Source organism: Methylobacterium indicum (assembly GCF_017347565.1).
GTDB lineage: Bacteria > Pseudomonadota > Alphaproteobacteria > Rhizobiales > Beijerinckiaceae > Methylobacterium > Methylobacterium indicum.
Map to the genome: position 1 here is coordinate 4,212,308 of NZ_AP024145.1, position 26,558 is coordinate 4,238,865.

At 72.2% G+C, this 26,558-nt stretch carries 25 protein-coding genes; 11 read left to right on the plus strand and 14 right to left on the minus strand.

The window, feature by feature from the left end:
* Positions 1-164: 164 nt before the first annotated feature.
* From miv_RS19630 to ileS, 3 genes are all read right to left on the minus strand, one after another.
* Positions 165-833, minus strand: a complete 669-nt coding sequence (locus miv_RS19630; RefSeq protein WP_207178384.1) for a hypothetical protein — start codon at positions 831-833, stop codon at positions 165-167.
* 131 nt (positions 834-964) lie between these two features.
* Positions 965-1,462 carry a signal peptidase II gene (lspA, locus tag miv_RS19635; RefSeq protein ID WP_048427624.1) on the minus strand — a complete coding sequence of 166 codons (498 nt, stop codon included), beginning with the start codon at positions 1,460-1,462 and terminating at the stop codon, positions 965-967.
* Between the two features lie 27 nt (positions 1,463-1,489).
* Complete coding sequence (gene ileS, locus miv_RS19640) at positions 1,490-4,462, minus strand: isoleucine--tRNA ligase (protein WP_207178386.1); 2,973 nt, start codon at positions 4,460-4,462, stop codon at positions 1,490-1,492.
* Between the two features lie 301 nt (positions 4,463-4,763).
* On the opposite strand from ileS, the gene miv_RS19645 reads away from it, so the two are divergent.
* Positions 4,764-5,429 (plus strand): GNAT family N-acetyltransferase, encoded by a 666-nt coding sequence (locus tag miv_RS19645; protein WP_207178388.1) that lies wholly within the window; start codon positions 4,764-4,766, stop codon positions 5,427-5,429.
* On the plus strand, positions 5,416-5,898 hold the full coding sequence (locus miv_RS19650; protein ID WP_048427622.1) for a GNAT family N-acetyltransferase: 483 nt from the start codon (positions 5,416-5,418) through the stop codon (positions 5,896-5,898). Before miv_RS19645 ends, miv_RS19650 begins: the two co-directional genes overlap by 14 nt.
* Here miv_RS19650 and miv_RS19655 read toward each other — a convergent pair.
* Positions 5,873-6,484: a cadmium resistance transporter gene (locus miv_RS19655; RefSeq protein WP_207178390.1), complete on the minus strand. Its 612-nt coding sequence runs from the start codon at positions 6,482-6,484 to the stop codon at positions 5,873-5,875. The genes miv_RS19650 and miv_RS19655 overlap by 26 nt on opposite strands.
* Positions 6,485-6,561: 77 nt before the next feature.
* Here miv_RS19655 and miv_RS19660 point away from each other — a divergent pair, with 77 nt between their 5' ends.
* Positions 6,562-6,795 (plus strand): hypothetical protein, encoded by a 234-nt coding sequence (locus tag miv_RS19660; protein WP_048427620.1) that lies wholly within the window; start codon positions 6,562-6,564, stop codon positions 6,793-6,795.
* Positions 6,796-7,071: 276 nt separating this feature from the next.
* Here miv_RS19660 and miv_RS19665 read toward each other — a convergent pair whose 3' ends face one another.
* Positions 7,072-8,067: a bifunctional riboflavin kinase/FAD synthetase gene (locus tag miv_RS19665; RefSeq protein WP_207178392.1), complete on the minus strand. Its 996-nt coding sequence runs from the start codon at positions 8,065-8,067 to the stop codon at positions 7,072-7,074.
* Positions 8,068-8,313: 246 nt separating this feature from the next.
* On the opposite strand from miv_RS19665, the gene miv_RS19670 reads away from it, so the two are divergent.
* Both miv_RS19670 and miv_RS19675 read left to right on the plus strand, forming a co-directional pair.
* Complete coding sequence (locus tag miv_RS19670) at positions 8,314-8,697, plus strand: response regulator (protein ID WP_048427618.1); 384 nt, start codon at positions 8,314-8,316, stop codon at positions 8,695-8,697.
* 199 nt (positions 8,698-8,896) lie between these two features.
* Complete coding sequence (locus tag miv_RS19675) at positions 8,897-9,427, plus strand: protein phosphatase CheZ (RefSeq protein WP_048427643.1); 531 nt, start codon at positions 8,897-8,899, stop codon at positions 9,425-9,427.
* 63 nt (positions 9,428-9,490) lie between these two features.
* On the opposite strand, the gene miv_RS19680 is transcribed toward miv_RS19675, so the two are convergent.
* From miv_RS19680 to miv_RS19690, 3 genes are all read right to left on the minus strand, one after another.
* Positions 9,491-10,396, minus strand: coding sequence for a TIGR01459 family HAD-type hydrolase (locus tag miv_RS19680; RefSeq protein WP_207178394.1), 906 nt, complete (start codon positions 10,394-10,396; stop codon positions 9,491-9,493).
* Positions 10,397-10,620: 224 nt separating this feature from the next.
* Positions 10,621-12,297, minus strand: a complete 1,677-nt coding sequence (gene ade, locus miv_RS19685; RefSeq protein ID WP_207178396.1) for an adenine deaminase — start codon at positions 12,295-12,297, stop codon at positions 10,621-10,623.
* Positions 12,298-12,404: 107 nt separating this feature from the next.
* Positions 12,405-14,108, minus strand: a complete 1,704-nt coding sequence (locus tag miv_RS19690; protein WP_244748606.1) for an EAL domain-containing protein — start codon at positions 14,106-14,108, stop codon at positions 12,405-12,407.
* Positions 14,109-14,367: 259 nt separating this feature from the next.
* On the opposite strand from miv_RS19690, the gene miv_RS19695 reads away from it, so the two are divergent.
* From miv_RS19695 to miv_RS19705, 3 genes are all read left to right on the plus strand, one after another.
* A complete protein-coding gene (locus miv_RS19695) occupies positions 14,368-14,601 on the plus strand; it encodes a heavy-metal-associated domain-containing protein (RefSeq protein ID WP_244276603.1) in 234 nt (77 codons plus the stop codon).
* A 157-nt stretch (positions 14,602-14,758) separates the two neighbouring features.
* The gene (locus miv_RS19700; protein ID WP_207178398.1) at positions 14,759-16,657 is read left to right on the plus strand and encodes a sensor histidine kinase; all 1,899 of its coding nucleotides are present in this window, start codon (positions 14,759-14,761) and stop codon (positions 16,655-16,657) included.
* 72 nt (positions 16,658-16,729) lie between these two features.
* Positions 16,730-17,743 carry a peptidoglycan-binding protein gene (locus miv_RS19705; RefSeq protein WP_207178402.1) on the plus strand — a complete coding sequence of 338 codons (1,014 nt, stop codon included), beginning with the start codon at positions 16,730-16,732 and terminating at the stop codon, positions 17,741-17,743.
* Between the two features lie 121 nt (positions 17,744-17,864).
* Here miv_RS19705 and miv_RS19710 read toward each other — a convergent pair whose 3' ends face one another.
* From miv_RS19710 to zapE, 3 genes are all read right to left on the minus strand, one after another.
* A complete protein-coding gene (locus miv_RS19710; protein ID WP_048430458.1) occupies positions 17,865-18,452 on the minus strand; it encodes an NUDIX domain-containing protein in 588 nt (195 codons plus the stop codon).
* A 91-nt stretch (positions 18,453-18,543) separates the two neighbouring features.
* Positions 18,544-19,680, minus strand: a complete 1,137-nt coding sequence (locus miv_RS19715) for a M20 family metallopeptidase (RefSeq protein ID WP_207178404.1) — start codon at positions 19,678-19,680, stop codon at positions 18,544-18,546.
* Between the two features lie 84 nt (positions 19,681-19,764).
* Complete coding sequence (zapE, locus tag miv_RS19720; RefSeq protein ID WP_207178406.1) at positions 19,765-20,964, minus strand: cell division protein ZapE; 1,200 nt, start codon at positions 20,962-20,964, stop codon at positions 19,765-19,767.
* 212 nt (positions 20,965-21,176) lie between these two features.
* On the opposite strand from zapE, the gene miv_RS19725 reads away from it, so the two are divergent.
* Both miv_RS19725 and miv_RS19730 read left to right on the plus strand, forming a co-directional pair.
* Positions 21,177-21,749, plus strand: coding sequence for a GNAT family N-acetyltransferase (locus tag miv_RS19725; protein ID WP_048430455.1), 573 nt, complete (start codon positions 21,177-21,179; stop codon positions 21,747-21,749).
* Positions 21,750-21,900: 151 nt separating this feature from the next.
* Positions 21,901-22,098: a hypothetical protein gene (locus miv_RS19730; protein ID WP_048430454.1), complete on the plus strand. Its 198-nt coding sequence runs from the start codon at positions 21,901-21,903 to the stop codon at positions 22,096-22,098.
* Positions 22,099-22,141: 43 nt separating this feature from the next.
* Here the strand turns inward: miv_RS19730 and miv_RS19735 are convergent, their stop codons facing one another.
* On the minus strand, positions 22,142-23,200 hold the full coding sequence (locus miv_RS19735; RefSeq protein ID WP_048430453.1) for a phosphotransferase: 1,059 nt from the start codon (positions 23,198-23,200) through the stop codon (positions 22,142-22,144).
* Positions 23,201-23,375: 175 nt separating this feature from the next.
* Here miv_RS19735 and miv_RS19740 point away from each other — a divergent pair, with 175 nt between their 5' ends.
* Entirely contained in the window at positions 23,376-23,969 is a 594-nt protein-coding gene (locus tag miv_RS19740) for an invasion associated locus B family protein (protein WP_207178408.1), read from the plus strand.
* Between the two features lie 459 nt (positions 23,970-24,428).
* On the opposite strand, the gene miv_RS19745 is transcribed toward miv_RS19740, so the two are convergent.
* Together miv_RS19745 and miv_RS19750 are read right to left on the minus strand one after the other, a co-directional pair.
* The gene (locus miv_RS19745; protein WP_207178410.1) at positions 24,429-25,544 is read right to left on the minus strand and encodes a D-alanine--D-alanine ligase family protein; all 1,116 of its coding nucleotides are present in this window, start codon (positions 25,542-25,544) and stop codon (positions 24,429-24,431) included.
* Positions 25,545-25,635: 91 nt separating this feature from the next.
* Positions 25,636-26,541, minus strand: a complete 906-nt coding sequence (locus miv_RS19750) for a LysR family transcriptional regulator (RefSeq protein WP_048430755.1) — start codon at positions 26,539-26,541, stop codon at positions 25,636-25,638.
* Between the last annotated feature and the right edge of the window lie 17 nt (positions 26,542-26,558).

Below are 26,558 nucleotides of genomic sequence, written 5' to 3' on the forward strand. Positions count from 1 at the left end.
AGCTTGGCGTGCATTCCGCTGGATCGGCCCTCGGGCGCGACAGACGCGCAGCCCTGCATCGAAAGCAGGTGTCACGTCCGGAACGAGCCTCGCGAAACGCCGACAAAAAACCCCGGTCCGCAGATGCGGCCCGGGGCGGGAGACCCGATCGGATCTCGGAAACGTTACTGGCGCGAGCGCAGGTAGACGCCGGGATCGGCCTGCTCGCGGTCGCTGATCATCGCGTTCGGACCCCGCTCGGTCCGGGCGAGCTTGCCGTTCGGCGGCTTGCGGTAGCCGGTCGGCGGCTCGGTCAGGGTGTCGCGGGAGGGCTCGACGTCGGGAAGGTTGACGTCGTCGTCCTTCTTGCCGGCGAGGAGCTGCATCGGGTTGAGCCAGAACGACTCCTTGACGTTGTCGCCGGGCTTGTAGGTCGGCTCGCTCTGCACGCCCGCGCCCTCGCGACGGCCGGCCTGCATCTCCCGGATCGGCAGGGTGGCGTTGTTGTCGCTCATCCGGCCGCCATAGCCGCGGGTGATCGGCTTGCGGTCCTCGGCGGCGCGGCGCTCGCGGGTGGCGGTCTCGGGGTCGGTCGGCCATTGCGGATTGGCCTCGCGCAGGGCGCGGCGATCGACCGGCGGCGGCAGGGCGGCCTTGTCCATATGCGGCGGCAGCACCAGGGGCGCACGCTCGCGATAGGTGATGGTCGGCCGCTGGGGCTCGATCAGGCCGATCGACGACAGGGCGTTCTTCATCGCGACGCCTTCCTGGGCGTGCGCGCCCGGGGAGGCCGTCAGGCCGGCGGCCAGGACCGCGGCCGTCGCCGCGGCGAGTATCGTGCGCTTGTCGAGCATGCTGGCCCCTTGCCTGTTCCGCCCCCTGAGTTGGTTCCCGAGGTGGTGGCGGTTTCGGGCGAAGGTATGGCGTGGCCGTAGGCGGGCGCAACGGCGATCCTCGCCGTTGCGCCCGCGACACACACGCGTTTTCAGGTCGGCTCGCCCGTTGCCGCCGCGCGGCGGCGCTCCAGCACCAGCCCGTCATACAGGAGGCCGACGACGCCGAAGACGATGCCGGCATCCGCCACGTTGAACACGTACCAGGACCAGGCGCCGGCATGCAGGTGGACGAAGTCGAACACCGCCCCGTAGGCCGCCCGGTCGATGGCGTTGCCGATCGCCCCGCCGACGATCATGCCGAGCGAGCCCGCGAGCCAGCGGCTGCCGGCCCGCGCCATCCACACGGAGAGCGCGACGGAGGCCAGCAGCGACACGCCCACCAGGACCCATCGACCGAGCGCCGAATCCTGCTGGAACAGCCCGTAGGAGACGCCGCGGTTCCACACCACGATCAGCTGCGCGAAGGGCGCGAGCACCACGGGCTCGCGCACCGGCAGGTCGGCGACGAAGAGCAGGCCGAGCTTCGTCGCCTGGTCGAGGACCAGGGTGACGAGCGCGACCATGAGCCCGAAGGGGAGGGGACGCATGCCTTGTTCCTCGCCCTGTCCCCGCCCCTACTCGGCGGCCTCGGCGTGGAGCGCGTCCCACTCGCGCAGGGCCTGCGCGTCGCGGGGCGTCACGTCCGGGTAGTCCGGCTCGCTGCCGACGCTCGGGAGCACCTTCCACGAGCGGGCGCATTTGCGCCCGTGCGCCAGGGCCGGCACCACCGCGACGCCCTTGACCTCGTCGAGCCGGAAGGCCTCGGCCGGTCCCTCGCCGGCCTCGACCGCGATGGCGGACGTGATGCAGACCTCCGCGAAATCGATCCCGTCGAGGCTCGCCAGCAGGTCGGCATCGGCGACGAACACCGTCGGGGCGGCCTCCAGGCTCGCGCCGATGCGCTTGCCCGCCCGCTCGATCTCGAGCGCACCCGTCACCACCCGGCGCACCCGGCGGATCTTGGCCCAGCGTTTCGCCAGCGCCTCGTCGCGCCACGCGGCCGGCGTCTCCGGCAGGGTCTCGGTATGGACGGAGGCCGTCTCGGAGGGATAGCGCGCGAGCCAGGCCTCCTCCGCCGTGAAGGCCAGCACCGGCGCGAGCCAGACCGTGACCCGCTTGAACACCTCGTCCACCACGGTGAGCGCGGCCCGCCGGGTCTGCGACGAGATCGGATCGCAGTAGAGCGCGTCCTTGCGCACGTCGAAGTAGAACGACGACAGGTCGCCGGTCATGAAGCCGTTGAGCAGCGCCACCACCCGCTTCGTGTCGAAGGTGCGGAAGGCGTCGCGGATCTCGCCGTCGAGCTCGGCGAGACGGTGCAGGATGAACCGCTCCAGCTCCGGCATGGCGTCGGGAGCGACCCGGTCCTCGGGTCGGTGATGGGCGAGCGTGCCCAGCATCCAGCGCAGCGAGTTGCGCAGCTTGCGGTAGGTCTCCGAGAAGGTCTTGATGATTTCCGGGCCGATGCGCAGGTCGTCGGTATAGTCCGACGCCGCCACCCACAGGCGCAGGATGTCGGCGCCCGAGCCCTTGATCACGTCCTGCGGCGCGACGACGTTGCCCTTCGACTTCGACATCTTCTCGCCCTTGGGGTCGAGGACGAAGCCGTGGGTCAGCACCACGTCGTAGGGCGCGCGGTCGCGGGTGCCGCAGGATTCGAGCAGCGAGGAGTGGAACCAGCCGCGATGCTGGTCCGAGCCCTCGAGATACATCACGGTGTCGTCACCGCCGTCGCGGCGGCGGCGGATGCCGGCGAGCCCCGGGAATTCTTGCGGGTCGCCGAGCGTGAAGGCGTGCGTCGAGCCGGAATCGAACCACACGTCGAGGACGTCGGTCACCTTCTCGTAGGCGGCCGGGTCGTGCTCGGGGGCGAGGAAGCGGGCGCCGTCGGCATCGGTGAACCAGGCATCCGCCCCCTCCGCCGCGAAGGCGGCGTGGATGCGGGCGTTCACCGTCTCATCGCGCAGGATCTCGCCGGTCTCGCGGTGGACGAAGACCGTGATCGGCACGCCCCAGGCGCGCTGGCGCGACACCACCCAGTCGGGGCGGTTGGCGATCATGCCGGTGATGCGGTTCTGGCCTTGCGGCGGCACCCACTGGGTGACGGCGATCTCGCGCAGCGCCACGTCGCGCAAGGTGGCGCCGTTCAGCGTCTCGACCGGCTTGTCGAGGGCGATGAACCATTGCGGCGTGTTGCGGAAGATGACCGGCTTCTTCGAGCGCCAGGAATGCGGGTAGCTGTGCTTGAGCGTACCGCGGCCGACCAGCGTGCCGGCGGCGGTCAGCGCGGCGATCACCGCCTTGTTGGCGTTGCCCTTCTGGCCCTTCTCGTCGAGCACGCGGGTGCCGGTGAGGCCCGGCGCGGCCTCGGTCAGCACGCCGTCCGCATCGACCGTGTAGGGGATCGCGGTCTCGATGCCGCGCTCGCGGAGCTGGCGGCCATTCGCCATCCAGACCTCGAAATCCTCGCGGCCGTGGCTCGGTGCGGTGTGGACGAAGCCGGTACCGGCCTCGTCGGTGACGTGCTCGCCGTCCAGCATCGGCACGGCATGGGCGTAGCCGTCGTTCCAGGACGCCAGGGGATGCGCCAGCGTCACGCCGGCGAGGTCGTCCGCGGAGACGTCGCTCAGTCGCTCGAAGGATTCGACGCGCGCTGCCTTGAAGACGTCGCCCGCCAGTTTGTCAGCAACAACGTAACGAACACCAGGTTGAGACCAGTTCTCTTGAGGCGCAGCAACGACACGATACAATCCGTAAGACACTTTTTTGGAATAGGCGACGGCCCGGTTGGCCGGGATCGTCCAGGGGGTGGTGGTCCAGATGACGACGCGGGCGTCGTGCAGATCCGGCGCCGTCGTCGAGGAGACGACCGGGAAGGCGGCCCAGATCGTGTCGCTGACGTGGTCCTCGTACTCGACCTCTGCCTCGGCGAGCGCCGTCTTCTCGACCACGGACCACATCACCGGCTTCGAGCCGCGATAGAGCTGGCCGGTGGTGGCGAAGGTCATCAGCTCGCGGGCGATCGCGGCCTCGGCCGGGTAGGCCATGGTCAGGTAGGGATGGTCCCAGTCGCCGGTGACGCCGAGGCGCTTGAACTCTTCCCGCTGCACCGACAGCCAGTGCTCGGCGAAGGACCGGCACTCGCGCCGGAACTCGACCACCGGCACGTCGTCCTTGTTGCGGCCGGCGGCGCGGTACTGCTCCTCGATCTTCCACTCGATCGGCAGGCCGTGGCAATCCCAGCCCGGGACGTAATTGGCATCCTGACCGAGCGCACCTTGGGTGCGGACGACGATGTCCTTCAGGATCTTGTTGAGCGCCGTGCCGATATGGATGTGGCCGTTGGCATAGGGCGGGCCGTCATGCAGCACGAATTTCGGCCGGCCGGCGGCAGCCTCGCGGATGCGGGCGTAGAGGTTGGTCTTCGCCCAGCGCGCGAGGATCTCCGGCTCGCGCTGCGGCAGCCCGGCCCGCATCGGAAAATCGGTGACCGGCAGGAACAGGGTCTCGGAATAGTCGCGCCCGGCGGCGGGGGTCGGCTCGGTCATGGTGGTCAAGGCTCGTCTGGGGCGCGGACGCGCAGCCCTTGAGGACAATCGCAGCGGCGAAACGGCAGCAACCCGGCCTTCCGCGCGACCGCGCGATGGCGGCCCTCAGGCGGAAGCCGGGCTCGTAATTCGCCGGACGGCGGCGCGGCGCGGGTGCGATTCGCTCATCTGGCGCTTCTAGCAGCGGCAGGCGGGCGGGGGAAGCGGCGTGATGATGTGGAGCGGCGGCCACGCTCAACACCCGGAGGTCGCCATGCTATCGTTGCGTCATCGTCGCCATCTTACCCACGACCCTCCCGTCATGCCGATCCCCAAGCGCGCGATCACGACCGGGAGGCTTGTGCTTCGGCCTGTGCAGACCACCGATGCGGCGCGCGCCGTCGACATCCTCTCGGTGTGGGGTGTGTCGCGCAACTTGAGCCGGACCGCGTTCCCGCCCGATCCGTGCGAGATCGAGCGATGGTTCGCCGATCATGCCCGCGAATGGGAGATGGGGGAGGCCTATCGTTTCGCGATCACGTGCAACGGCACGATGATCGGCGTTGTCGATATCGACAGGGTTGTGCGTGCCGAGGCCCGAATCGGGTCCTGGCTCGATCGGGCCGCTTGGGGGCGCGGCTACGCATCAGAGGCCGGGGCTGCTCTGGTCCGGTTCGCCTTCTCGGTCGCTCGCCTGACGGTGCTGCGTGCTGGGCATGCGTGCGACAACCCGGCCTCGGGACGGGTGCTCACAAAGCTCGGCTTCACCCGATCAAGGGCTGCACCCGTTTTCTCGCGGCCGCGCGGTGAGACGATCATGCAGTGGCGCTACGTGCTGCGACAAGGATCAGCCGACACGGACGCACACGATCTCGATGAACAGGACCGAGTCCGGCCACTCTCACTCGGCCGGTTGCTCATGTCTTCGCCCCTGACAGACGAGGACCTGCCGTTGCGGGCCTACGAGGCGCGAGATGTCGAATTTTGAAAGAGAAGCCGCGGCTCCTGCCGGTCCGGCGGTTGCAGTGCTGGCTGCACTCGACCCTGCTGCCGGACCGATCCTTGCAGATGCCGAGCGGCAGGGAATCGCCTTTGTGCGGCGCCTGTTCGAGGAGTGGCAGTCGGGGTCCAATCGCTTTGAACGTCCGGGCGAGATCATTTTTGGAGCCTGGCAGGGTGAAGGCCTCGTCGGTCTCGGAGGTCTGAATCGCGATCCCTACACGGCGGAGGAGGGTGTCGGTCGCTTACGGCACATCTACGTGCTCGGATCGCATCGACATCTCGGTGTCGGCACCCTGCTGGTGAGAGACCTGCTGCGGCACGCCGAGAGCCATTTCCGGACCGTGCGCCTGCGCGCGGCCTCGCCGGACTCTGCCGCGTTCTACCGGCGCCTCGGCTTCGCGGCGTGCGACGACCCGGCCGCCACGCACCTCATCCGCGTGCCGCCCATCGCGTGAACGACGACACCGTCCCGGCCTCGACCAGCACCATCACGCCGATCCCGATCAGCACGAACGGCGTCGCCACCCGGCCGATCCGGCGGATCGGGGCGCCGAGAGCCCGGTGATGGACGAGCTGGTGCGCGAGGGCGAGCCAGAGGCCTGTCATGACGGCGAAGACCGCGACGAACAGGAGGAGCCGCGGGCCCGGGCTGGTGGCGAAGACCGGCGTGTAGATGCCGAGATTGTCGCCACCGTTGGCGAGGGTGACACCGGCCACCGCGAGCGCGTTGCCGAGGGTTGCCGCGCGGGCCGGAGCATCATCCTCTTCGTCGCCCCGCAGGGCAAGGAGACGGCGAAGGCCCAAGGTGATCGGGACTAGGCCCATGAGGCCGAGCCATGCCGGAGGCACGACCAGGGACAGCAGCGCGCCGGCGAGCGAGGCCAGCACCAGGGCGGCGATGCCCAGGAACTGCCCGGCCACGATCTGGCGCGGGCGGTAGCGCGGATCGGAGAAGAAGCCGATCAGCACGAAGAGATCGTCGAGATTGGTCGAGGCGAAGAGCGTGATCGCCACGCCGAGATCGGTCGCGAGGGCGATCATCGTCCGGGCCGGCCCGCAGGAACGGCGCGCGGCCTCGTGCGGTTGACAGGAAAGTTCATCGAATCCGGGTTCTCGCCATGCGGATCCTGCTCCTCGCGCTCGCTGCGCTCCTCGCCGCTCCCGCCGTCGCCCGCGAGATCGGCTCGCCGCCCCGGCCCGTGCCGGAGGACGTCGACGCCACCGGGTCCGTCACCCCGACCGACCCGCTGCTGATCCCCGACGAGGACCGCGGTCCGGCGCGGCGGATGAAGCGCCCGCGCGAGCGGGGGCCCGACACCGAGGCGCCGATCCGCGAGTTCATCCCCGAATAACCGGCATTCAACTCGACAGGCGCGGCCCACGGGACACGGCTGGAGCAGTCGAGCCCGCCGGCATGTGGCTTTCCCATCCTCGACCTCATCCTGAGGCGTCAGTCGATCGAAGATCGGCTGACCTCGAAGGAGGGCTTCAGATTCGCAGCGATCCCTGGAGCCTCCTTCGAGGCCGCTACGCGGCACCTCAGGATGAGGTCGAGGGTTGAGAAAACCGAAGCCGGTGAGATCCATGCCGATGCCCATGATGGGGCGCGCCGGGTCGCCCCGATGGCGTCACCCGAGCATCGACGGCGTGCAATTTTCGGCCAGCATCAGCTTCGCCTCGGCCGCATCCGCGTGCATCTGCACGACCAGGGCGTCTGCGCTGTCGAAGCGCGCCTCGCCGCGGATGAAGCCGACGAACTCGACCGCGATCGCCTGGCCGTAGAGATCGCCGGAGAAGTCGAACAGGTACGTCTCGAGGAGCGGCGCGCCGTCGTCGAAGGTCGGGCGGCGGCCGTAGCTCGCCACGCCGTCGCGCAGGCTGCCGTCGGCGAGGCGGACCCGCACGGCATAGATGCCGTGGGCGAGCGCGCAGGCGTCGAGCGCCACGTTGGCGGTCGGGAAGCCGAGGGTGCGGCCGCGCTTGTCGCCGTGGCGCACCTTGCCCTCGACGAACCAGCGGTAGCCGAGGAGGTGGTTGGCGGTTCCCACGTCGCCGGCCTCCAGGGCCGCCCGGATCGCGCTCGACGAGACCGGTGCCTCGCCGCCGCCCGCCGCCACCGCCGGCACCACCCGGCAGGCGAGCCCATTCTCGGCGCAGAGCGCCTCCAGCATCGCCGGCGTGCCCTCGCGGCCGCGGCCGAAATGGAAGTCGTGCCCGATCACCACGCCCGACAGGCCGAGCTCGCCCTTCAGCGTCTCGGCCACGAAGGCCGAGGCCCCGGTGCCGGCGAGGGCCGCGTCGAACCGGCGCACGAAGGCGCCGTCGACCCCGAGCCGCCGCAGCACCGCGAGCTTGCCCTCCTCGCCGGTCAGGCGGAACATCGCCGTGTCGGGGGAGAAGAAGGCGCGGGGATGCGGCTCGAAGGTCAGGACGGCGCTCGGACGGCCGAGGGCTCCGGCCATCTCCCGCACCGCCGCGATCAGGGCGCGGTGGCCCTGGTGGATGCCGTCGAAGTTGCCGAGCGCCGCGACCGCGCCCCGCAGGGCCTCCGGCACCGGCTCGCCGTCGCGGTGGACGGGGAAGGACGAGGCGACGGGGCGCGGGGCAGTCTCGTCGCGCGGCATACGGGTCCTTAGGCTCGCCGGGGGAAGGGTATTCGAGGCGGCCGGACCCTGTCGAAATCCACCCCTGGGGTCAAGACGCCGGGGAGCATGCCGGTGGCGGGCCGGTGTCTGCCCGCGGGTTAACCGCTTCTCAAGGGGCCGGAACTACAAGCTGAGAACAGAGGAGCCGACCGGCGCCTCCACTCATCATCCAAGCGGGAACCGGCGCGCGGGGATGCGTCGCGCCCGCGAACGGAGCCGTAAGCCATGGCCCTTGACCTCGGCATGCCGATCCTCGTGGTGGACGATTACCAGACGATGGTCCGCATCATCCGCAACCTGCTGAAGCAGCTCGGCTTCGAAGATGTCGACGACGCTTCGGACGGCACCGGCGCGCTGGCGAAGCTGAAGCAGAAGAAGTACGGCCTCGTCATCTCCGACTGGAACATGGAGCCGATGACGGGTTACGAGCTGCTGCGCCACGTCCGGGCCGACGACGCCCTGCGCACCACGCCGTTCATCATGGTCACCGCCGAGTCGAAGACCGAGAACGTCATCGCCGCCAAGAAGGCCGGCGTGAACAACTACATCGTCAAGCCCTTCAACGCCCAGACGCTGAAGACCAAGATCGAAGCCGTCTGCGGCGCCTGACGCCCCGGACGCGACGAGGCGGTGCCTCTCGGGCGCGGGAGCGTGCGGCAGGGCCGAGAGGCCGGCCGCACCCGCGCCGGATCCCCGAGCCCGCAACGGGCCGGGAAGCAACCTAGCCGCGGGGATCGATCACGTGCTCAGGCAGATGACGGAAGGGCCGCGGTCCGCCCTCAACCGGCTGCTGGGAGGCAAGACGCCCATGGCCGGCGCGACCACGGCCGAGGCCGCGAACCAGGCGCTCCCGGTCACGGAACTCCTGGAGATCGCCGACTACATCACCAAGCTGAAGCGGGGCATCGCGGGGCTGCGGGCCCAGGAGCTGACCCGCGACCGCATCCCGATGGCGCATGACGAGCTGGGCAGCGTCGTCGCCGCCACCGCCAGCGCCACCAACAGGATCATGGAATCGGCCGAGTCGATCCTCGCCCTCGAAGCGAAGTCCCTCGAGGATTACCGCCGGAAGGTCGAGGCCCATATCGGCGACATCTTCGAGGCCTGCACCTTCCAGGACATTACCGGCCAGCGCATCTCCAAGGTGGTGGAGGCGTTGGGCCAGCTCGAGAAGCGCCTGTCGCAGTTCTCCACGGTGGTGAACGTCCGCGACGGCGAGGCCGAGCTCGATCCCGAGGAGGCCCGCCGCAAGGCGCGCGCCGAGAAGCTCCTGCTTAACGGCCCGCAGCCGAAGGGCCCGGCGACGCCGCAGGACGCGATCGACGCGCTCTTCTCCTGATCGGAGCCTTCCTCGAGTCTCGACCCCGGGGCGCGTCGGCCGCGCCCCGGGGTCGTCGCTTTGCTACCAGCGCAGCAGGTCGATCACGGCGTCCGGGTGGACGGTCTGGGCTTCCAGCCAATGGGCGATGTCGCCGATCGGTGCGCCCGCCGCGACGCCGAGCTCCTCGGCGTGGATGCCGCGCGCCACCAGCAGGGACGCGACCCCGAACGCCCGCGCCCCGGCGACGTCGGTGCGGATCGCGTCGCCGACCGCGAGCACCCGCTCGCGGGGGAGGGGAGTGCCGCCATCGAGGGCTTCCGCGGCGGCGAGCGCCGCCTCGTAGACCGGGACGTGGGGCTTGCCGGCGTAGACGACCGCGCCGCCCATCTCCTCGTAGAGCGCCGCAAGGGCGCCGGCGCAGGGGATCAGCCGCTCGCCGCGCTCGACCACGAGATCGGGATTGGCGCAGATCATCGTCACGCCGCGGGCGGCCCAAGGGGTAAGCCGGTCGCGGTAATCCTCTGCCGTCTCGACCTCGTCGTCGAGGAGGCCCGTCACCACGACGTGGGCGGCATCGTCCGGCCCGCCGCGGACGAGGTCGAGGCCGTCGAAGATCGGCAGGTCGCGATCGGGACCGAGATGGTAGACCGGCGCCGCCGCCCGCTCGGCGAGCAGCCGGCGGGTGAGATCGCCCGAGGTGACGATGGTGTCGTAGGCGGTGCGCGGCACGCCGAACCCGTCGAGCTGCGTCAGGACGCCGGCGCCGGGACGCGGGGCGTTCGAGACCAGCACCACCCGGCGCGGCCGCTCGCCCGGCAGGGCGCGAAAGCGCGTCAGCGCGTCCGACGCGCCGCGATGGGCGTGGACGCCGTCGTGCAGCACGCCCCAGACGTCGCACAGGATCAGGTCGAAGCCGGAAGCGACGCCGCCGATCCCGTCCAGGATCGCGACCTCGCCCGGATGCGCCGCGCGAACCATCTCGGCCATGCCGTCCCTCCTGATGCTGCGCCGCAGCGGCAGACGTGCCGGACTTAAAGATCGGCCGACCCGAACGCAACGGCTTTTGAAATCGTTTACAGTCTTTCCCGGTCGTACGGTTTCCGGACGATCCCTCCCGGAAACCGTACGACAAGCCGGCGCGGCGCCCGAGCGAAGCCGATGATCGCACCGCGACGCGATCGGCCGAAAATCGGATGAAACCCCGTTCCTCGTCAGAGGTGCGCCATCCGGTCGACGTCGACGAGGCCGCGATCGGTGATCTTGAGATGCGGGATCACCGGCAGGGGCAGGAAGGCGACCTGGAGGAACGGCTCGGGCAGGGTGCAGCCGAGGTGCCGGGCAGCCTCCCGCAGGGGCGGCAGGGCATCGCGCACCGCCTCGAAGGGCAGGTCGCTCATCAGGCCCGCGATCGGCAGTGCCAGCTCGGCCAGGATCCCGGTCTCGTCCGACACCACGAACCCGCCCTGCAGCGCGATCAACCGGTTGACCGCCCGCGCCATGGCCTCCGTATCGGCGCCGACGACGCAGAGGTTGTGGCTGTCGTGCCCGACCGAGGAGGCGATGGCGCCCCGCGTCAGCCCGAAGCCCCGCACCAGGCCGCGGCCGATGCTGCGCGTGCCGTGGCGGGCCACCACGGCGACCATCGCGATGTCCTGGGCTGTGTCCGGCACGCCGGCCGGGGTCAGGCGCAGGTGCTCGGTGATGATCCGCCCCGGTACCACGCCGATCACCGGGGTCTCGCCCGCGGGCGCCGGCACGGCGAGGTCGGCGGCGCTCACCGGCTCGGCCCGCACGCTGCGGCGGCCCGGCGCGGGCGTCGCGGGTCGCGCCGCGGCCAGTGCCTCGTCGGCGGGGCGTCCCGCCGCGATCACCGCCGAGACCGTGCAGGTCGCAAGGTCGTCGAGCAGCACGATGTCGGCGCGCTTGCCCGGTGCGATCATGCCGCGGTCAGAGAGCCCGAAGGCGGTGGCGGCGGTGAGCGAGGCGGCCCGGTAGGCGGCGAGGGGCGGCACGCCGAGCCCGATCGCGGTGCGGATCAGGTGGTCGAGATGGCCTTCCTCCGCGATGTCGAGGGGGTTGCGGTCGTCGGTGCAGAAGGCGAGGAACGGCGCCGTCCGCTCGGTGAGGAGGGGGGCGAGCGCGTGCAGGTCCTTCGAGACCGAGCCCTCGCGGATCAGCACCGTCATGCCCTTGCGGATCTTTTCCAGCGCCTCCGCGGCGCTCGTCGCCTCGTGGTCGGTGCGGATGCCGGCGGCCGCGTAGGCGTTGAGGGCGAGGCCGGAGAGGAGCGGGGCGTGGCCGTCGACGGGGCGCCCGGCGAAGGTCGCGAGCTTGGCGAGGCAGGCGGGATCCGCCGCGACGACGCCCGGGAAATTCATGAACTCGGCCAGGCCCAGGGCCCGGGGATGGTCGCGGTAGCGCGCGAGGTCGTCGGCCTCGATCCGCGCGCCGGCGCTCTCGAGGTCGGTCGCCGGGACGCAGGAGGAGAGCTGGACCCGGATGTCCATCACGGTCTCGCTCGCCGCCGCCAGCGCGTAGTCGAAGGCGGCGGTGCCGAGCACGTTGGCGAGTTCGTGCGGGTCCCAGATCGCCGTGGTGACGCCGTGGGGCAGCACGCAGCGGTCGAATTCGTGCGGGGTGATGAGGGAGGATTCGATGTGCAGGTGGGTGTCGATGAAGCCCGGGACGGCGATCCGCCCCCGCGCCTCGATCACCCGCGTCCCCTCGTAGGTGCCGTAGGTCCCCACCACCGTGTCGCCGCAGACCGCGATGTCGGTCTCCACCAGCTCTCCGGTGACGAGGTCGAGGAGGCGGGCGCCGCGAATCACCAGGTCGGCGGGCACGCGCCCGGCCCCTTGCGCGATCCGGCGGGCAATGAGGTCCGACATCGGGGATCCTTCTGGCTCGGAGGTCCCCGGATACTAGAGCATTTTCCGACGAAGTGGGCACCGGCTCGTCGCCGAGGGCCGTCCGGCCGCCTGCGGTCGGCCGGTTCTCACACCGCCCGGCGCAGCACGTCCCGGAAGGCGCGGCGCACCGGCGGCGGCTCGTCGGCCGGCGGCGGCGGGGGAGGCGGTTCGGGCGCCGGCGGCGGCGCCGGGGGCGAGAGCACCTCGGGCCGCACCACCCGGGGGGGCGAGAACACCGTGCCCTGCGCCAGCGGCAGGTCGAGGTCGATCAGGTCGGGCACGTCGGCCTCCTGCTCGACGCCCTCCGCCACCAGGCGGATTCCGGACCGGGCCAGGGTGGTGGCGATGGCTGCGCCGTGCTCGCTCAGCAGCAGGTCGACGCCGACCTTGGCGTAGCTCGCGCCGCGGGCGGCGAGCGCCGGGGCGTCGAGGCGCGGCTCCGCGACCCGGTCGACCGCGAGCCCGATCCGCTCGCGCAGGGCGGCGAGCGCGCCGGCCTGCTCGGCATCGAGGCTGCGCCAGCTCTGCTGCGGCAGCGCCAGGATCAGCCGCCCGGCGAGTTCCGGGTGCAGATCGATCAGGCGGCTCACCGCCCGCAGGAAGCCGGGCTCGAACAGCGATCCGGGCGACAGGGCATAGGCCACCGGCGTCTCGCTGCCGCGGCCGGCGAGGTGCTGGCCGATCGCCGTCACCCGGGCGAGCATCAGCCGGTCGAGTTCCGTGGTGCGCCCGTGGCGCTCCAGCACCCGCAGGAAGTCCGACGGTGCCAGGAGGGCGTCGCCGACGCGCAGGCGCGCGAGGGCTTCGTAGAACGCGACCTTGCGCTGCGGCAGGCTGACGATCGGCTGGAGATGAACCTCGAGCCCCTCGCCGAGCGCGGCGAGGATCTCGGCTTCCGGCCGCGGCGCCACGGCGGGCTCCGGCACGAAGGGGCGGCGCGGCGCCGGCGCGGCCTCGCGCGGCAGGATCGGATCGGCCTGCGGGACCCGCTCGGCCACCGGCTCGGGCCGGGCCTGCACCGCCGCGGCCTGCGCGGCCGGGGCGGCGGAAGACCAGGATGGCGCGGTCTGGGGCGCCTGCGCGGGGACGGCCGGGGAGGGCGCCGACATCGGGGCGTAGGCCGGAGCCTGCGCGTAGGGCGGCGGCGCGGCGTGCACCGTCGGCTGCGGTGCCGCGGCCAGGGACGCCATCGTCATCGGCGCCGCCGGCATCGGCGCAGGAGCAGGCGGGACGGGGGCGAGTTGCGCAGCCTGGGTTGCCTGCGCGGCATGGGCGACGGGCGCGGCCTGGGCGACGGGCGCGGCCTGGACCGGCGGCGCCGTGAAGGCCGGCGTCGGAGACGCGGCCGCGGGGGTGGCCGGGGCGATTCCGGCCTTCAGGCGGATCAGGTCCTCGTCCTGGGCCGCCACCGCCACCGCGAGCTCGCGCACGATGCCGCCGAGAAGGCCGATCTCGGCCGTGACCTCGGACAGGCCGTTCTGCAGATCGGCGACCGGCGCGGCGGGCGCGCCCCGCTGCTCGACGGCGAGGAGGCGGCGCGACAGCAGGTCGATCTCGCCCGACATCCGCTCGACCTGCGCGGCCAGGCGTCCGGCCCGTCGGTAGGCGAGCGCGGTCGCGACGCCGCCGAGGGCGGCGGCCACCAGGGCCGTCCCGGCCACCGCGCCGAGGAGGGGCGCCGACAGGAATGCGACCGCAAGGCAGACCGCGCCCGCCAGGAGGCAGGAGAGGCTGAGGGCGATCCGACCCGCCGACGACCGATCGGCGCGCCGGCCGATCATGAGGGCCATGGCGATTCCTCTTAGAGCATCGAGGACGTGCCGGGTCTCGCGGGAACCCGACGCGTCCCCGGTTGTCGCCGAGGTGCCGGATGCCCGCAAGACGCGGCTGCGGGCTTCCCACGCTTTTCGCCCGACCTTGTCCGAGGTGCCGCAGTACCCGACATGGCTTGTGCGGCCCTGGCGTGCCGCGCGACGGTTCGGCGGGCACCGGCGGAGCGTCGTGACTGATGGCGGCATTGAAGGGCCGCGGCAAGGGAGAGTTTTGGCGATGACGATCGACCGGGCCGATGGACGGATGGACCTGACGATGAAGGTCGAGGGCATGACCTGCGGCGGATGCGCTGCGGCGGTGACGAAGGCGATCCGTCGCCTCGACCCGGAGGCCGAGGTGTCGGTGGACCTGGAGCGCGGCCAGGTCGCGGTCGTGACCGGCGCCCAGGCCCTCGACATCGCCCAGGCCCTGGGCCGCGCCGGCTACGATGCCGAGGCGATGACCGGCTGACATGAGCAGGAGCAGGCCCGGGGCTCGGTGATCCGTGGACAGGTTTTCCACCCGCCCCGCGCTCTAACGTTCGTTTAAGCCGCCTCTGCGAGGGTTTCCGGGAGTTCGCAGAGTAGGGGCGCCGGGGCCGCAGGGTTCCTCGCGCTGGCGTGGCGGTGTGCATATCAACAGTGCCTTTGCGTCCCTGGTCGATGCCCGCCTGACGGGTCTCGTCCATGAATCCACCGCCGGCGACCCGGCCGAGAGGGCCCGCCACGAGCGGTTCCTGATCTCCCGGCTCGCCACCGGCGCGGTGCTGATGGCGATGCTGCCCCCCTATCTCCTGTGGCGCGGCGTGCCGACCCTCGTCGAGGCGGCGGCGGCGGCCTGCCTGATCCTGCCGGTCTTCGCCGCCCTGCTGCTGGCGCGGACCGGCAACCTGACGCTCGCGCACGGCGTGTCCTCGGCGGCGCTGACCGGCCTCGTCGTGTGCCTGGCGAGCCTCACCGGCGGGCCGAGCTCGGCGGTCACGATCTGGCTCGTGATGATCCCGGTCGAGGCGTTGCTCGCCGGCTCGCACCGCGCCGCCCTGGTGGCGGCCCTCCTGGCCATGCTGGGGGCGGTCGCGGTCGCGGTCATCGAGCCCGCCACGGGCTTCGGCTTCTTCGCCTGGCCCTCGGCCCTGGCGATGCCGGTCTTCGCCATCACGGCGATCTGCCACGTCCTCGCGCTCTCCCTCGAGCATCGCCGCCGGGAGGGCCGCTGGAGCGCGCGGCTCAATGCCGCCTCGATGCGCGACGCGCTTCTCCTCGATGCCATCGACGATCTCGTGACCTGGCACGACCGCACCGGCAGCGTGCTGCAGGCGAGCCCCGCCGCCCGCTCGCTCGCCGGGACGACGCCCGACGCCCTCGAAGGCCGCGGTCTGTTCAACCGCGTCCACGTCTCCGACCGGCCGGCCTTCCTGACCGCGCTCAGCGCCGCCGCCGTCCAGGCCCAGCCGGTGACGGTGCAGTTCCGCCTGCATGCCGCGGGCGAGGCCGGCGAGGCCGGGCGGGTGATCTGGGCCGAGATGCGCGCCCACCGGGTGCCGGGCGCGATGGTGCCGGCGGTGGCCGGCGAGGCGGCCGTGGTGGCGGTGACCCGCGACGTGTCGGAGCACCGGCGCCGGTCCGAGGAGATCGAGGAGGCCCGCGCGGCGGCCGAGCGCGCCGACGAGGTCAAGAGCCGCTTCCTCGCCACGGTCAGCCACGAGCTGCGCACCCCGCTCAACGCCATCATCGGCTTCTCGGAGATGCTGGAGGCCGAATCGACCCTGGCGCTCGGGCCCGAGCGGCGGCGCGAATATGCCGGCATCATCCATTCCTCGGGCCGGCACCTGCTCGAGGTGGTCAACACCCTCCTCGACATGTCGCGGATCCAGAGCGGCAACTTCGACTACGCGCCCGAGCCGTTCGAGATCGCCGGCCTCGCCCGCGGCGTCTGCGACCTGATGCAGATCCGCGCCGACCAGGGCGGGGTGCGCCTGCGGCGCGAGATCGCCGCCGACCTGCCGGAGGTCACCGCCGACCCGCGCGCCTGCCGGCAGATGCTGATCAACCTCCTGTCGAACGCCGTGAAGTTCACGCCCCGCGGCGGCGACGTGACGCTCTCGGTGCGCCGGGTGTTCGACCGGATCGAGATGGCGGTGGCCGATACGGGCATCGGCATCGCCGAGGCCGACCTGCCGCGGCTCGGCGATCCGTTCTTCCAGGCCGGCCTCGGGGCCGGGTCCGGCTACGGCCGCCCGCACGAGGGCACCGGCCTCGGGCTCTCGGTGGTGCGCGGCCTCGTCGGGCTGCACCACGGCGAGCTCACCGTCGAGAGCGGCCCGTCCCGGGGAACCCGGGTGGTCGTCACCCTGCCGCTCGATTGCCGCGTCGGCCGCGGCGATCCGGGCAACCCGGTGCCGATCCGCACCGCCGCCCTCGCGGCGGCCGGTTCGGTTCCGGCGGCCTTGCCGGCCGGGGCGTTGCCTCCGCCCGCAGCCCCCGTCCCGGGCGAGCTGCCCGCTGCCGCGCTACGGCTCACCGGCTGAGCCTCGTGCCGTGCCGGCGGATCCTGAGACCCCCGCAAGCGGCCGATCGATCGAATCCGGAAAGGAGATGCGATGTCCGAGGCGCCAGCCCGGAGACGCGACGGAGCCCTCGACCGTCGCCGCGACGCGGCCCCGCCCCGTCGTCCCGACGATGCGCCGGCCCGCCGGCACGATCCCGACGTCGCTCTTCCCGGCGCGGCCGCGGCCGAACCGGGCCTGACCGCCGAGGCGCGGCCGGCACCGCGCCCGCGTTCGGCCCCCCGGGCCCCGCGCGTCGCCCGGGTTGCGCCGCGTACGGCCGGTCCCCTCGATCGCCTGCGGGGGCGGGCCGACCGGCTGATGCGGCACCCGGCCGGCATCGTCGGCGGCCTCCTCGCCCTCGGAGCGGTGGCGGCGGTGGCGGCGAACGCCCTCAGCTTCCAGACCGGGCGCCACCCGGCGCCGCTCTTCGCGAAGGCACCCGTCGGCAAGGTCCCGCCCGCGGGCGCGTCGTCGGCGAGCGCGGCGGTGGACGGTGCCCCGGCGTCGCGATCCGCCGCCGACAAGGCGGGCCCCGACCGGCCGACCTCGGACACCCGCGCCGCGCAGGCCGCCGAGCCGCCGCCGCGGGCCTCCAAGCCCGACGCCATCGGCGCGCTGCTGCGCGGCGAGGACCACACGACGGCGTCTCTCGGGTCAAAGTCCTCCCCCGCCAGACCCGCGCCCGACAAGCCCGCGAAAGCGGCTTCGGCCCGGGAGAACGCGGGCCATGCGCCTGCGCCCCGCGAGGCCGCGCCCCGTGCGACGCCGGCCAAGGCTCCCCATTCCCCGGCCCCGGTCCGCGAGGCGAGGGCGGGGGAGCCGAAGGCCTCGGCGCTGCACGCCGTCCCACCCGCCGCCGGGGCGAAGCCCGACAAGGCCGTCGCCTACGCGCAGCGCGCCCTGATCAAGCTCGGCTACGGCCCGCTGACCGTCGACGGCATCGCCGGCCCGACCACCCGCGCCGCCCTCGCCCGATTCGAGCGCGAGCGCCGCCTGCCCGGCGCCAGCGTGGCGCGCCGGACCCTGCAGGAACTGGAAGCGCGCTCGGGCCTCAAGCCCGAGTGAGCCTTGGGCGGGGCCGCCTGGACGATGGTCCGGCACGAAATCCACCGCGGTCCGCGGGCGATCGGGCCAGGCTTCCCGGAACGGAGCGTGAGGGTGCAATGCATCCCCGAAAGACGCTCCGCTACATCCGCAGCAAGCCCAGGAGATCCGCCGGCAGGTCGCCCCGCCGGGCCCGCTCGGCGAGGCACAGCAGCAAGGCCACGCTCGGCCCGTCGGTGATCGCGCCCGACAGCGCCTCGCCCACAGCCTCCGCGAAGGGCAGGCGGCGCAGGCGCAGGCTCTCCTGCGGGTCCGGATCGGCCGGGCCGCGCGTCAGGTTCCAGGCGACGAAGCCCGGGACCCGCTCGCTCGAGATGCCGGGCGAGGCGTCGAGCCGCAACACTTCGAGCCAGGATCCCGCCTCGTCCCCGGTCTCCTCCCGGAGTTCGCGCCGGGCCGTGGCCAGCGCGTCGTCGGAGACCGGGCCGGAGCCGCGGGGCAGCTCCCAGGTGAAGCGGTCGAGGACGTAGCGGTACTGGCCGATCAGGGTGACCCGGCCCGCGGGATCGACCGGGAGCACCGCGACGCCGAACACCTTGAAGCGCAGGGCGACATGCGGGTGCTCGCGGCCGGATTCGTGGCGCAGCTGGTCGAGGTCGACGCCGAGATAGCGATCCTCGTAGCGGCGCTCGCGGGACAGCGTGACCCAGGGGTTTTTGCGGTCGGTCATGCGCGTGGGTTATCCGTGCCGAGGCCGCATCCGTCGGGGATGCGGGCCGGCAACGCCGGGCGGGCGCGAAAGATCGCGCCGCCCCTCATCCTCACAGCGTCTCCAGCAGCCGCTGCATCAGCCGCAGCCGCGGCGCGATCGAGGAGATCAGGCCGTATTCCTGGAGCGTGTGCGCCCCGTCGCCGTCGATGCCGAGCCCGTCGAGGGTCGGGATGCCGAGGGCCGCCGTGAAGTTGCCGTCCGAGCCGCCGCCGGTGAGCGGCACCTCGCCGAGGTCGAGCCCGAGTTCGTCGCGCGCGAGCGCCTTGGCGTGGGCGTAGAGCGCGGCGCCGGCCTCGGCGTCGTAGGGCGGCCGGTTCATGCCGCCGGTCACCGTGACCCGGAAATCCGGCGAGGCGCTAAGCCCGAGGATGCGGCCGGCATAATCCTGCCCGTCGGCGGCGGTGACCACCCGCAGGTCGACGGCGAAGCGGCAATGCTGCGGCACCACGTTCTCGGCGGTGCCGCCGAGAATCGTCCCGACCGTGGTGGTGACGCCGCGGGCATAGTCGGTCAGCCCCTCGATCTCCAGGATCAGCCGGGCGGCCTCCCGGATGGCGTTGCGGCCGTCGGCGTGGCGAGTGCCGGCATGCGAGGGCCGGCCCTCGACATGGACGTCGAAGCGGCCCACCCCCTTGCGCCCGGTCACCACCTTGCCGCCGTCGCGGCCGGGCTCGGTGACGAGCACCGCGGCGCTCGTCCGGCCGAGATCCTCGATCAGCCCGCGGGTCGAGACTGAGCCGGTCTCCTCGTCGCTGCTGAACAGGAAGGTGAGGGGACGCCGCGCGAGGCCGCCATGGGCCGCCGCCGCGAAGGCCTGGAGCGCCAGCCAGGCGCCGCCCTTCATGTCGTAGACGCCCGGGCCATAGAGCCGGTCGCCCTCGACCCGCACCGGCAGGTCGTTCGCGAGCGTGCCGATCGGGTGCACGGTGTCGAGGTGGGACAGCACCAGGAGGCCGGGCTCGCCGTTCCGCGGGCCGGCCCGCAGGATCAGGTTGTCGCCGAAGCCGTCCCGGCCCGGCACCCGCTCGGCGGTCAGAGCCAGGCTGGCCGCCTCCCCGGCGACGAGGTCCATCATCCGGTTGACGCCCTCGGCCGAGTCCGTCGGGCTCTCCACCGCCAGCCAGCGCGAGATCGCCGCGACGGCATGCTCGGGCGACAGGTCGGTCGGATGCGGGGAGGGGGTCATCGGGGGCCTCGATGGGGATGATCTAACAGCGCGGACGCGCCACCGCTTCGGCGCGTCGAATGCGGCACAATCAAGAAGCGCGCCTCAGGTTTCCACCAGCCCCGTCGTGCTGCCCGAGGCCTCGGAATCCGGCCGGCCGTGCGGCAGGGCGAGGTATTCTTCCGAGCGCATCTCGATCAGGCGCGAGACCGTGCGCTCGAACTCGAACGCCTCGCGGCCGGAATCGGCGAGATACAGCCCGGTCGGCTCGGCGGCGGCGGAGGCCAAAAGCTTGGTGCGGGTGTCGTAGAGCGCGTCGACCAGGATGATGAAGCGCTTGGCCTCGTTGCGCTGGGGCATGTCCATCACCGGGATGCCGTCGATGATCACGGTGTGGAAGCGCTCGGCGAGAGCCAGGTAGTCGGCCGCACCCAGCGGGCGGGCGCAGAGATCCGCGAAGGTGAAGCGGGCGACGCCGCCGGCCGCTTCGGGGATCGCCACGTCGTGGCCCTTGACCTGGATCGTCGCCGGCCGGCCCTGCGCCTCGCCGGACAGGGCCCGGAACGCCCCGGTGAGGGCCGAAGCCGCCGCGTCGTCCGCCGGGACGTGGTAGACCGGGCTGCCGCCGAGCTTTTCCAGGCGAAAGTCGGTGCGCGAATCGAGCCGCACGACCGCGACCCGCTCCTTCAGTTGGTCGATGAAGGGCAGGAACAGGGCGCGGTTGAGCCCGCCCTCGTAGAGCCGGTCGGGCTCGACGTTCGAGGTCGCCACCATCACGGTGCCGCGGGCGAAGAGTGCCGTGAACAGCCGCCCGAGGATCATCGCGTCGGCGATGTCGGTGACCGTGAACTCGTCGAAGCAGAGGAGCCGCGCCTCCGCCGCCAGGGCCTCGGCCACCGGCTGGATCGGGTCGTCGCCCTTCGTGGTGCCCTGCTTCACCGCCTGGCGGTGGCGGTGGATGCGCTCGTGGACGTCGCCCATGAAGGCGTGGAAGTGCACCCGGCGCTTCGGGGCCGGGGCCTCCTCGTGGAAGAGGTCCATCAGCATGGTCTTGCCGCGGCCGACCAGGCCCCAGACGTAGAGGCCGCGCGGGCCCGCCACCGGCTCGGGCTTACGGCCGAAGAGCCGGCCGAGTACCCCCGGGCTCGCCGGCGGCGGCACGGCGGCGAGGTCGCGGATCACCCCGTCGAGGCGGTCGACGAGGACGGTCTGGGCGGGATCGCGCTCGATCGCGCCCGACGCCACCAGGGCATCGTAGCGGGCGGCGACCGGGCCGGCGGCGGCGGAAGCGGGGCTTTGGGTCACGGCACGGGGCTTAGCCCGCGGGGCGGGCCCACGCAATGCGGTCGCATCATGGCGGCCGCATGCGCCGGGGGCACGGCCGTCGTGCCGTGCGGCCCCGGAACGGCACCCCCATCTGTTGCATTGCACAATCCCGGTTTCGACCGGGCCCGGTTTCGGCCGGGATGGGGAAACGCTCGAGATCGTGCCGTCCTTGTTCGGAGTGCACCTCGAGAATGCCAGACACCCGAGAAATTCCCGCCGGCACCCTGGTCCGGCGCCTCTGGTCGAGCGACCGCGACGCGGTCGTCGGCCTGTTTCGCGACCTCGACCCCGATTCGCGCTTCGATCGCTTCATGGGCGCGGTGAGCGAGGCGGCGGCCGCGGCCTACGCCTCGCACGCCGTCTCCGCCGAGGGCCTGGTCTTTGGCGCCTTCGCGGACGGGATCCTGCGGGGCATCGGCGAATTGCGGCCGACGGGCGCGTCCGCGGAGGCTGAAATTGCCTTCACGGTCGCGCCTGGCCATCGTGGCCGCGGGCTCGGCGCCGCCCTCGGCGCGCGCCTGGCCGAGGCCGCCCGCAACGCCGGCACGCGTCGGCTCCACCTGCGCTGCCTTCCCGGCAACCGGCGGATGCGGGCGCTGGCCCAGCGCCTCGGCGCCGAGTTCCGCCTCGGCGGGCGGGAGGTCCATGCCGTCCTGGCGCTGAGCCCGCCGACGCTCTTCTCGCTCTGGCGCGAGGGGATCGACGGCGTGTTCGACGCCGCCGCCGCCGCCTCGGCCGCGTGGCCGACGGTGCCGCTCGTCTGAGAGGCGCCGCCGAGGTTCCCGGGCGCCCGCGTCCGGCCGAGCTTCGTGAACGGAATCTTCAGACAGGGCCGGATCCCGCCACCATCCGGCCCCGTCCGCGCCGGATTGTCCGGGTCAAACCGGACCCGAGACAGCAGGAGGGGAGATCCCGATGCAGGCCGTCCGATCCACCCGCGGCGAGGAGACCGCCGCGCTCGAACGCTCCGTCGAGGCCGCGCTCCGCACCATCGCGGCGGTCCAGGCCGAGCGCAGCGCGCCGCAGGTCCGCTCCGCCCGGCTGCGGCTCGCGACGATCTACGGCGTCACCCGTCTCCAGCGGCGGCGCGAGCGCGAACGCGCCGCCGGCTGAATTCCGCCGGCGGTCGGCACGCGACCTCGCGGCTGCCCTTCCCTCAAGCCTGGCTGCGCGCCAGTTCCCAGCCTCGCTCGGCGAGCGCGATGCCGAGGGCGCCCTTCTGGCTCGCCTCGTCGCTCGAGGCGTTGCCGGCCTTCGAGCGGGCGAGCACGCCCTCCAGGATCACCGCCAGGCGGAACAGCGCGAAGGCGACGTGGAATGGGGTGATGCCGTCCTTGCGCCCGGTCCGCTCGCAGTAGCGGCGCACGTACTCGTCCTGGGTCGGGATGCCGAGGGCCGGCAGGTCGCGCCCGAGCATGCCCCGGTAGGCGGTCGGGTCGGTGTTGTAGGCGATGCAGTTGTAGCCGAGATCGGCGAGCGGGTGGCCGAGGGTCGCCAGCTCCCAGTCGATGATGCCGATCACTCGCGGCTCGGTCTTGTGGAAGATCATGTTGTCGAGGCGGAAATCGCCGTGGACGATCCGGGTCTCGTCGCTGTCCGCCGGGATGTGGGCCGGCAGCCACTCGGCGAGGCGGTCGATCGCGGCGTTCTCGCGGGTCTTCGAGGCGGTCCACTGTTTCGACCAGCGCTCGACCTGGCGCTGGAAGTAGTTGCCGGCGCGGCCGAAATCGGCGAGCCCGATCGCCGCCGGGTCGACGAGATGGAGGCGCGCCAGCGCCTCGTTCATCCCGTCGTAGATCCCGGCCCGCTCCTCGCGGGGCAGTTCCGGCAGCATCGGGTCCCAGAACACCCGGCCGTGCAGCCGCTCCATCAGGTAGAACGGCGTGCCGATCACCGCGGGGTCGGCGCAGAAGGCGACCGCCTGCGGCACCGGCACGTCGGTACGCGACAGGGCCTGCAGCACCCGGAACTCCCGGTCGACCGCGTGGGCCGAGGGCAGGAGCTTGCCCGGCGGCTGCTTGCGCAGCACGTATTCGCCCGCCTCGGCCATCACCAGGAAGGTCGGGTTCGACTGCCCGCCGCGCATCTGCCGCAACTCGTGCAGGGCGCCCAGCCCCTGCTCCCGCAGGAAGGCCTCCAGGGCCTCGGTCGGGAAGCGGTGCGCCTCGCGCACCGGGATGGTTTCGGGCAGGTCCGACGGGGATGGGGCAGTCATGCGACCTTCGCGGCCTTTCTCGCGTGCGTTTCCGGGCGGGACCTTGCCCCACCGGCGCGCCAGGGTCATTCCTGCACCGCAGCAATTCGGCGAAGCGGCGGTGTAGCCCACTGATTTCGCCGCATTTTCCGGCAATCGGGTGGGCAAGCGCACCGCCCGCGACTAGAGTTCCCGCATGATTCGCGCATTCCTCCTGGCCGCCGCCGGCCTGTCCCTCCTCGTCCTACCCGCCGCGGCCAAACCGAAGCCCAAGGCCGAGGCCGCTCCCGCCAGCCTGCAGGCGAGCCCGATCGGCACCTTCGGCGACTGGAACGTCTTCGCCGCGGGCGAGGGCAAGTCGCGCCTCTGCTACGCGATCAGCCAGCCGCAGGTGCGGCTGCCCAAGAGCCTCAAGCGCGATCCGGCCTACCTCTTCGTCACCGTGCGCAAGGGCGAGAAGGTCAACAACGAGGTCGCGGTGATGCTCGGCTTCGCGCCCAAGCCCGGCAGCGCCCAGGCCACCACGGCGGCGGCCAACGGCGCCGTGCCGAGCCCGAGCGCCGCCGACCCCAGCCTGACGATCGGCTCGGCCCGCTACGCGCTGGTGGTGAAGGGCAGCAACGCCTGGGTCCAGAACCCGGCCGACGAGAGCAAGGTCGTCGCCGAGATGGCCCGGGGCAAGAAGGTCGTGGTTAAGGCGGTCTCGCAGCGCGGCAACGCCTCGACCGACGAATACGCCCTCGACGGCTTCGGCGAGGCGATGAAGCGCACCCGCGAGGAGTGCAAGTAGGCTGGGATATCCCCGGAGCCGGCGAGGCGGGGGCCTCTCCGGCCCGGCCCCGCCCGAACGGGCGCCCCAAGCAGATTTCGCCGAAGCGGAAACCGGTTCGGCGGCAAAAATCTGCGATAAAGCAAGAACCTCAGTGGACTTGCGTTGGCCTGCCCACGGTACACGACATTGAAGAAAGTGGAGGCCAACACACGGGCGTTCCACCCCCTTTCCCGGACGACTGGAGCGTCAGCGGAAGGAGATCCGGGATCCAGCAGAGGACATGCCGCGAAGCGGCTCAACCTGTTGCACCGTCGCAGACACTGAGACGCTTCGCGGCTTTTCGTGCTGGATTCCGGATCTCCTTCCGCTTCGCTTCAGTCGTCCGGAAAAGGGGTTGGTTTGCAATGGGTCATGAAGCCTGGCTGCACGGTTCCCGGCCAGTGTCGTGTACCGTGTGGCCCGCCAATGCAAGCCTGCTTAGTCGGCGAATTCCCGCTGCAGCCCGCGCCGCGTCCGGTGGCGCTCCAGCGCCAGGTCGATCAGGCGGGTCAGCAGGTCCGGATAGGGGACGCCGGAGGCTTCCATCATCTTCGGGTACATGCTGATCGAGGTGAAGCCCGGCAGCGTGTTCACCTCGTTGAGGTAGAACGCGCCGCTCTGCCGGTCGAGGAAGAAGTCGATCCGGGCCATGCCGCTGCATTCGAGGGCCTCGAAGGCCCGCAGGGCCAGGGCGCGCACCCGTTCCATCTGCTCCGGCGAGATGTTGGCCGGCAGGTCGACGCTGGCGCCCTCGGGGTCGAGGTACTTGGCGGCGTAGGAGTAGAAGTCGTGGTGGGATTGCGGGTTCAGCTCGCTCGCGACGCTGACGAAGGGCGGCGCGCCGTCGAGCACCGCCACCTCGACCTCGCGGGCGTCGATGCCCTGCTCGACCAGCACCTTGACGTCGTACCGGAACGCGTCGGCGAGCGCCGCCGGCAGGTCGCTCCATGCCTTGACCTTATGGATGCCGACGCTGGAGCCCATGTTGCAGGGCTTCACGAAGACCGGGAGCGTCAGGGTGCTCGCGATGTCGTCGAGGGAGACCGCCCCGCGCTCGTAGGCGCCGCGGGTGAAGGCCCGGTAGGGGGCGATCGGGATGCCGGCGAGGCCGGCGAGCCGCTTGGTGATATCCTTGTCCATGCCGACCGCCGAGGCCAGCACGCCCGAGCCGACATAAGCCGTCTCGGTCAGTTCGAGCAGGCCCTGGAGCGTGCCGTCCTCGCAGAGGGGCCCGTGCAGCACGGGAAACACCACGTCGACCTCGGCGCGCTCCGGCGTGCCGGCGAGCGTCGTCACCGCGGCGCGCCCGTCGGCCCCCGACGCGAGGCGCACCTCGGGGCTCTCCGGCGGGATCGCCAGGGATTCGTCGCCGGTCTGTGTGATCCGGCGCAGATCGTGGCGCTGCCAGCGCCCGGCCTTGTCGATGCTGACCGGGATCACCTCGAACCGGTCCCGGTCGAGGTGACGGATCACGGAGGCCGCCGAGCGCAGCGAGACCTCGTGCTCGCCGGATCGGCCGCCATACAGGACGGCGACGCGGGTCTTCTCGGTCATGCGCACACCCTCGGTCCCCTGCACCCACCTCGCCGCCGCGGGAGGCTCCGGGCGGGGGCCTGATTATCGCGCCATGAAGATTTCAGAAACCCTACGAGGCGACCGGACCGGCCCCGCCGGTTCCGTCGAGGGCATCGCGCATCAGGGCCAGAAAATTCTCCGTCACGGCGCCGGCCGGCGCCCGGTAGAGCGCGCAGACGTCGGCGGTGGGGGCGGGCCCGAGGAGCGGCCGGTAGGCGACGTCGGGCCGCGGCACGGCGCCGGCCGATTCCGGCACCAGGGCGACGCCGAGGCCAGCCGCCACGAGGTTCACGAGCGACGCCGATTCGACCACCTGCTGCACCAGCCGCGGCACGAAGCCCGCGTTCCGGCAGGCCTCCCACAGGTCGGTCGCGAAGCGCGAGTCGCGCAGGCGCAGGGACACGAAGGGCTCGTCGCGAAGATCGGCCAGCGCGATCGCGCCCTGAGCGGCGAGGCGATGCCCCGCCGGCAGGGCGACGCCGACCGCCTCCGGCCAGGCCTGCACCACCCGCAAGGCGGGATCCTCCGGCGGCCGGCGCAGGAAGCCGAGATCGATGCGCTGCGCGTGGAGCGCCGCCGGCTGCTCGCCCGGCGGCATCTCGTGCAGGCGCACCAGCACGTCCGGGTAACGCTCGCCGAACACCCGGATCAGACCTCCGAGGGGGCCGGCCAGGATCGAGCCGGTCAGTCCGAGGTCGAGGGTGCCGGTGCGCCCGGCCCCGACGGCGCGGGCCTCGGCGCAGGCCTCCTCGACCGCGCCCAGGATGCCGCGCGCCCTGGCCAGGAAGGCGGTGCCGGCGGGGGTGAGGGCGACGCTGCGGCTGGTGCGCCAGAGAAGCGGCGTGCCGAGTTCCGCCTCCAGATCGCGGATCTGCTGGCTGAGCGGCGGCTGCGACACGCCGAGGCGCTCGGCCGCCGCGGTGAAGCTCAGGGATTCCGCCACCGCCACGAAGTAGCGCAGGTGCCGCAGCTCCACGGCGTCCGCTCCGACAG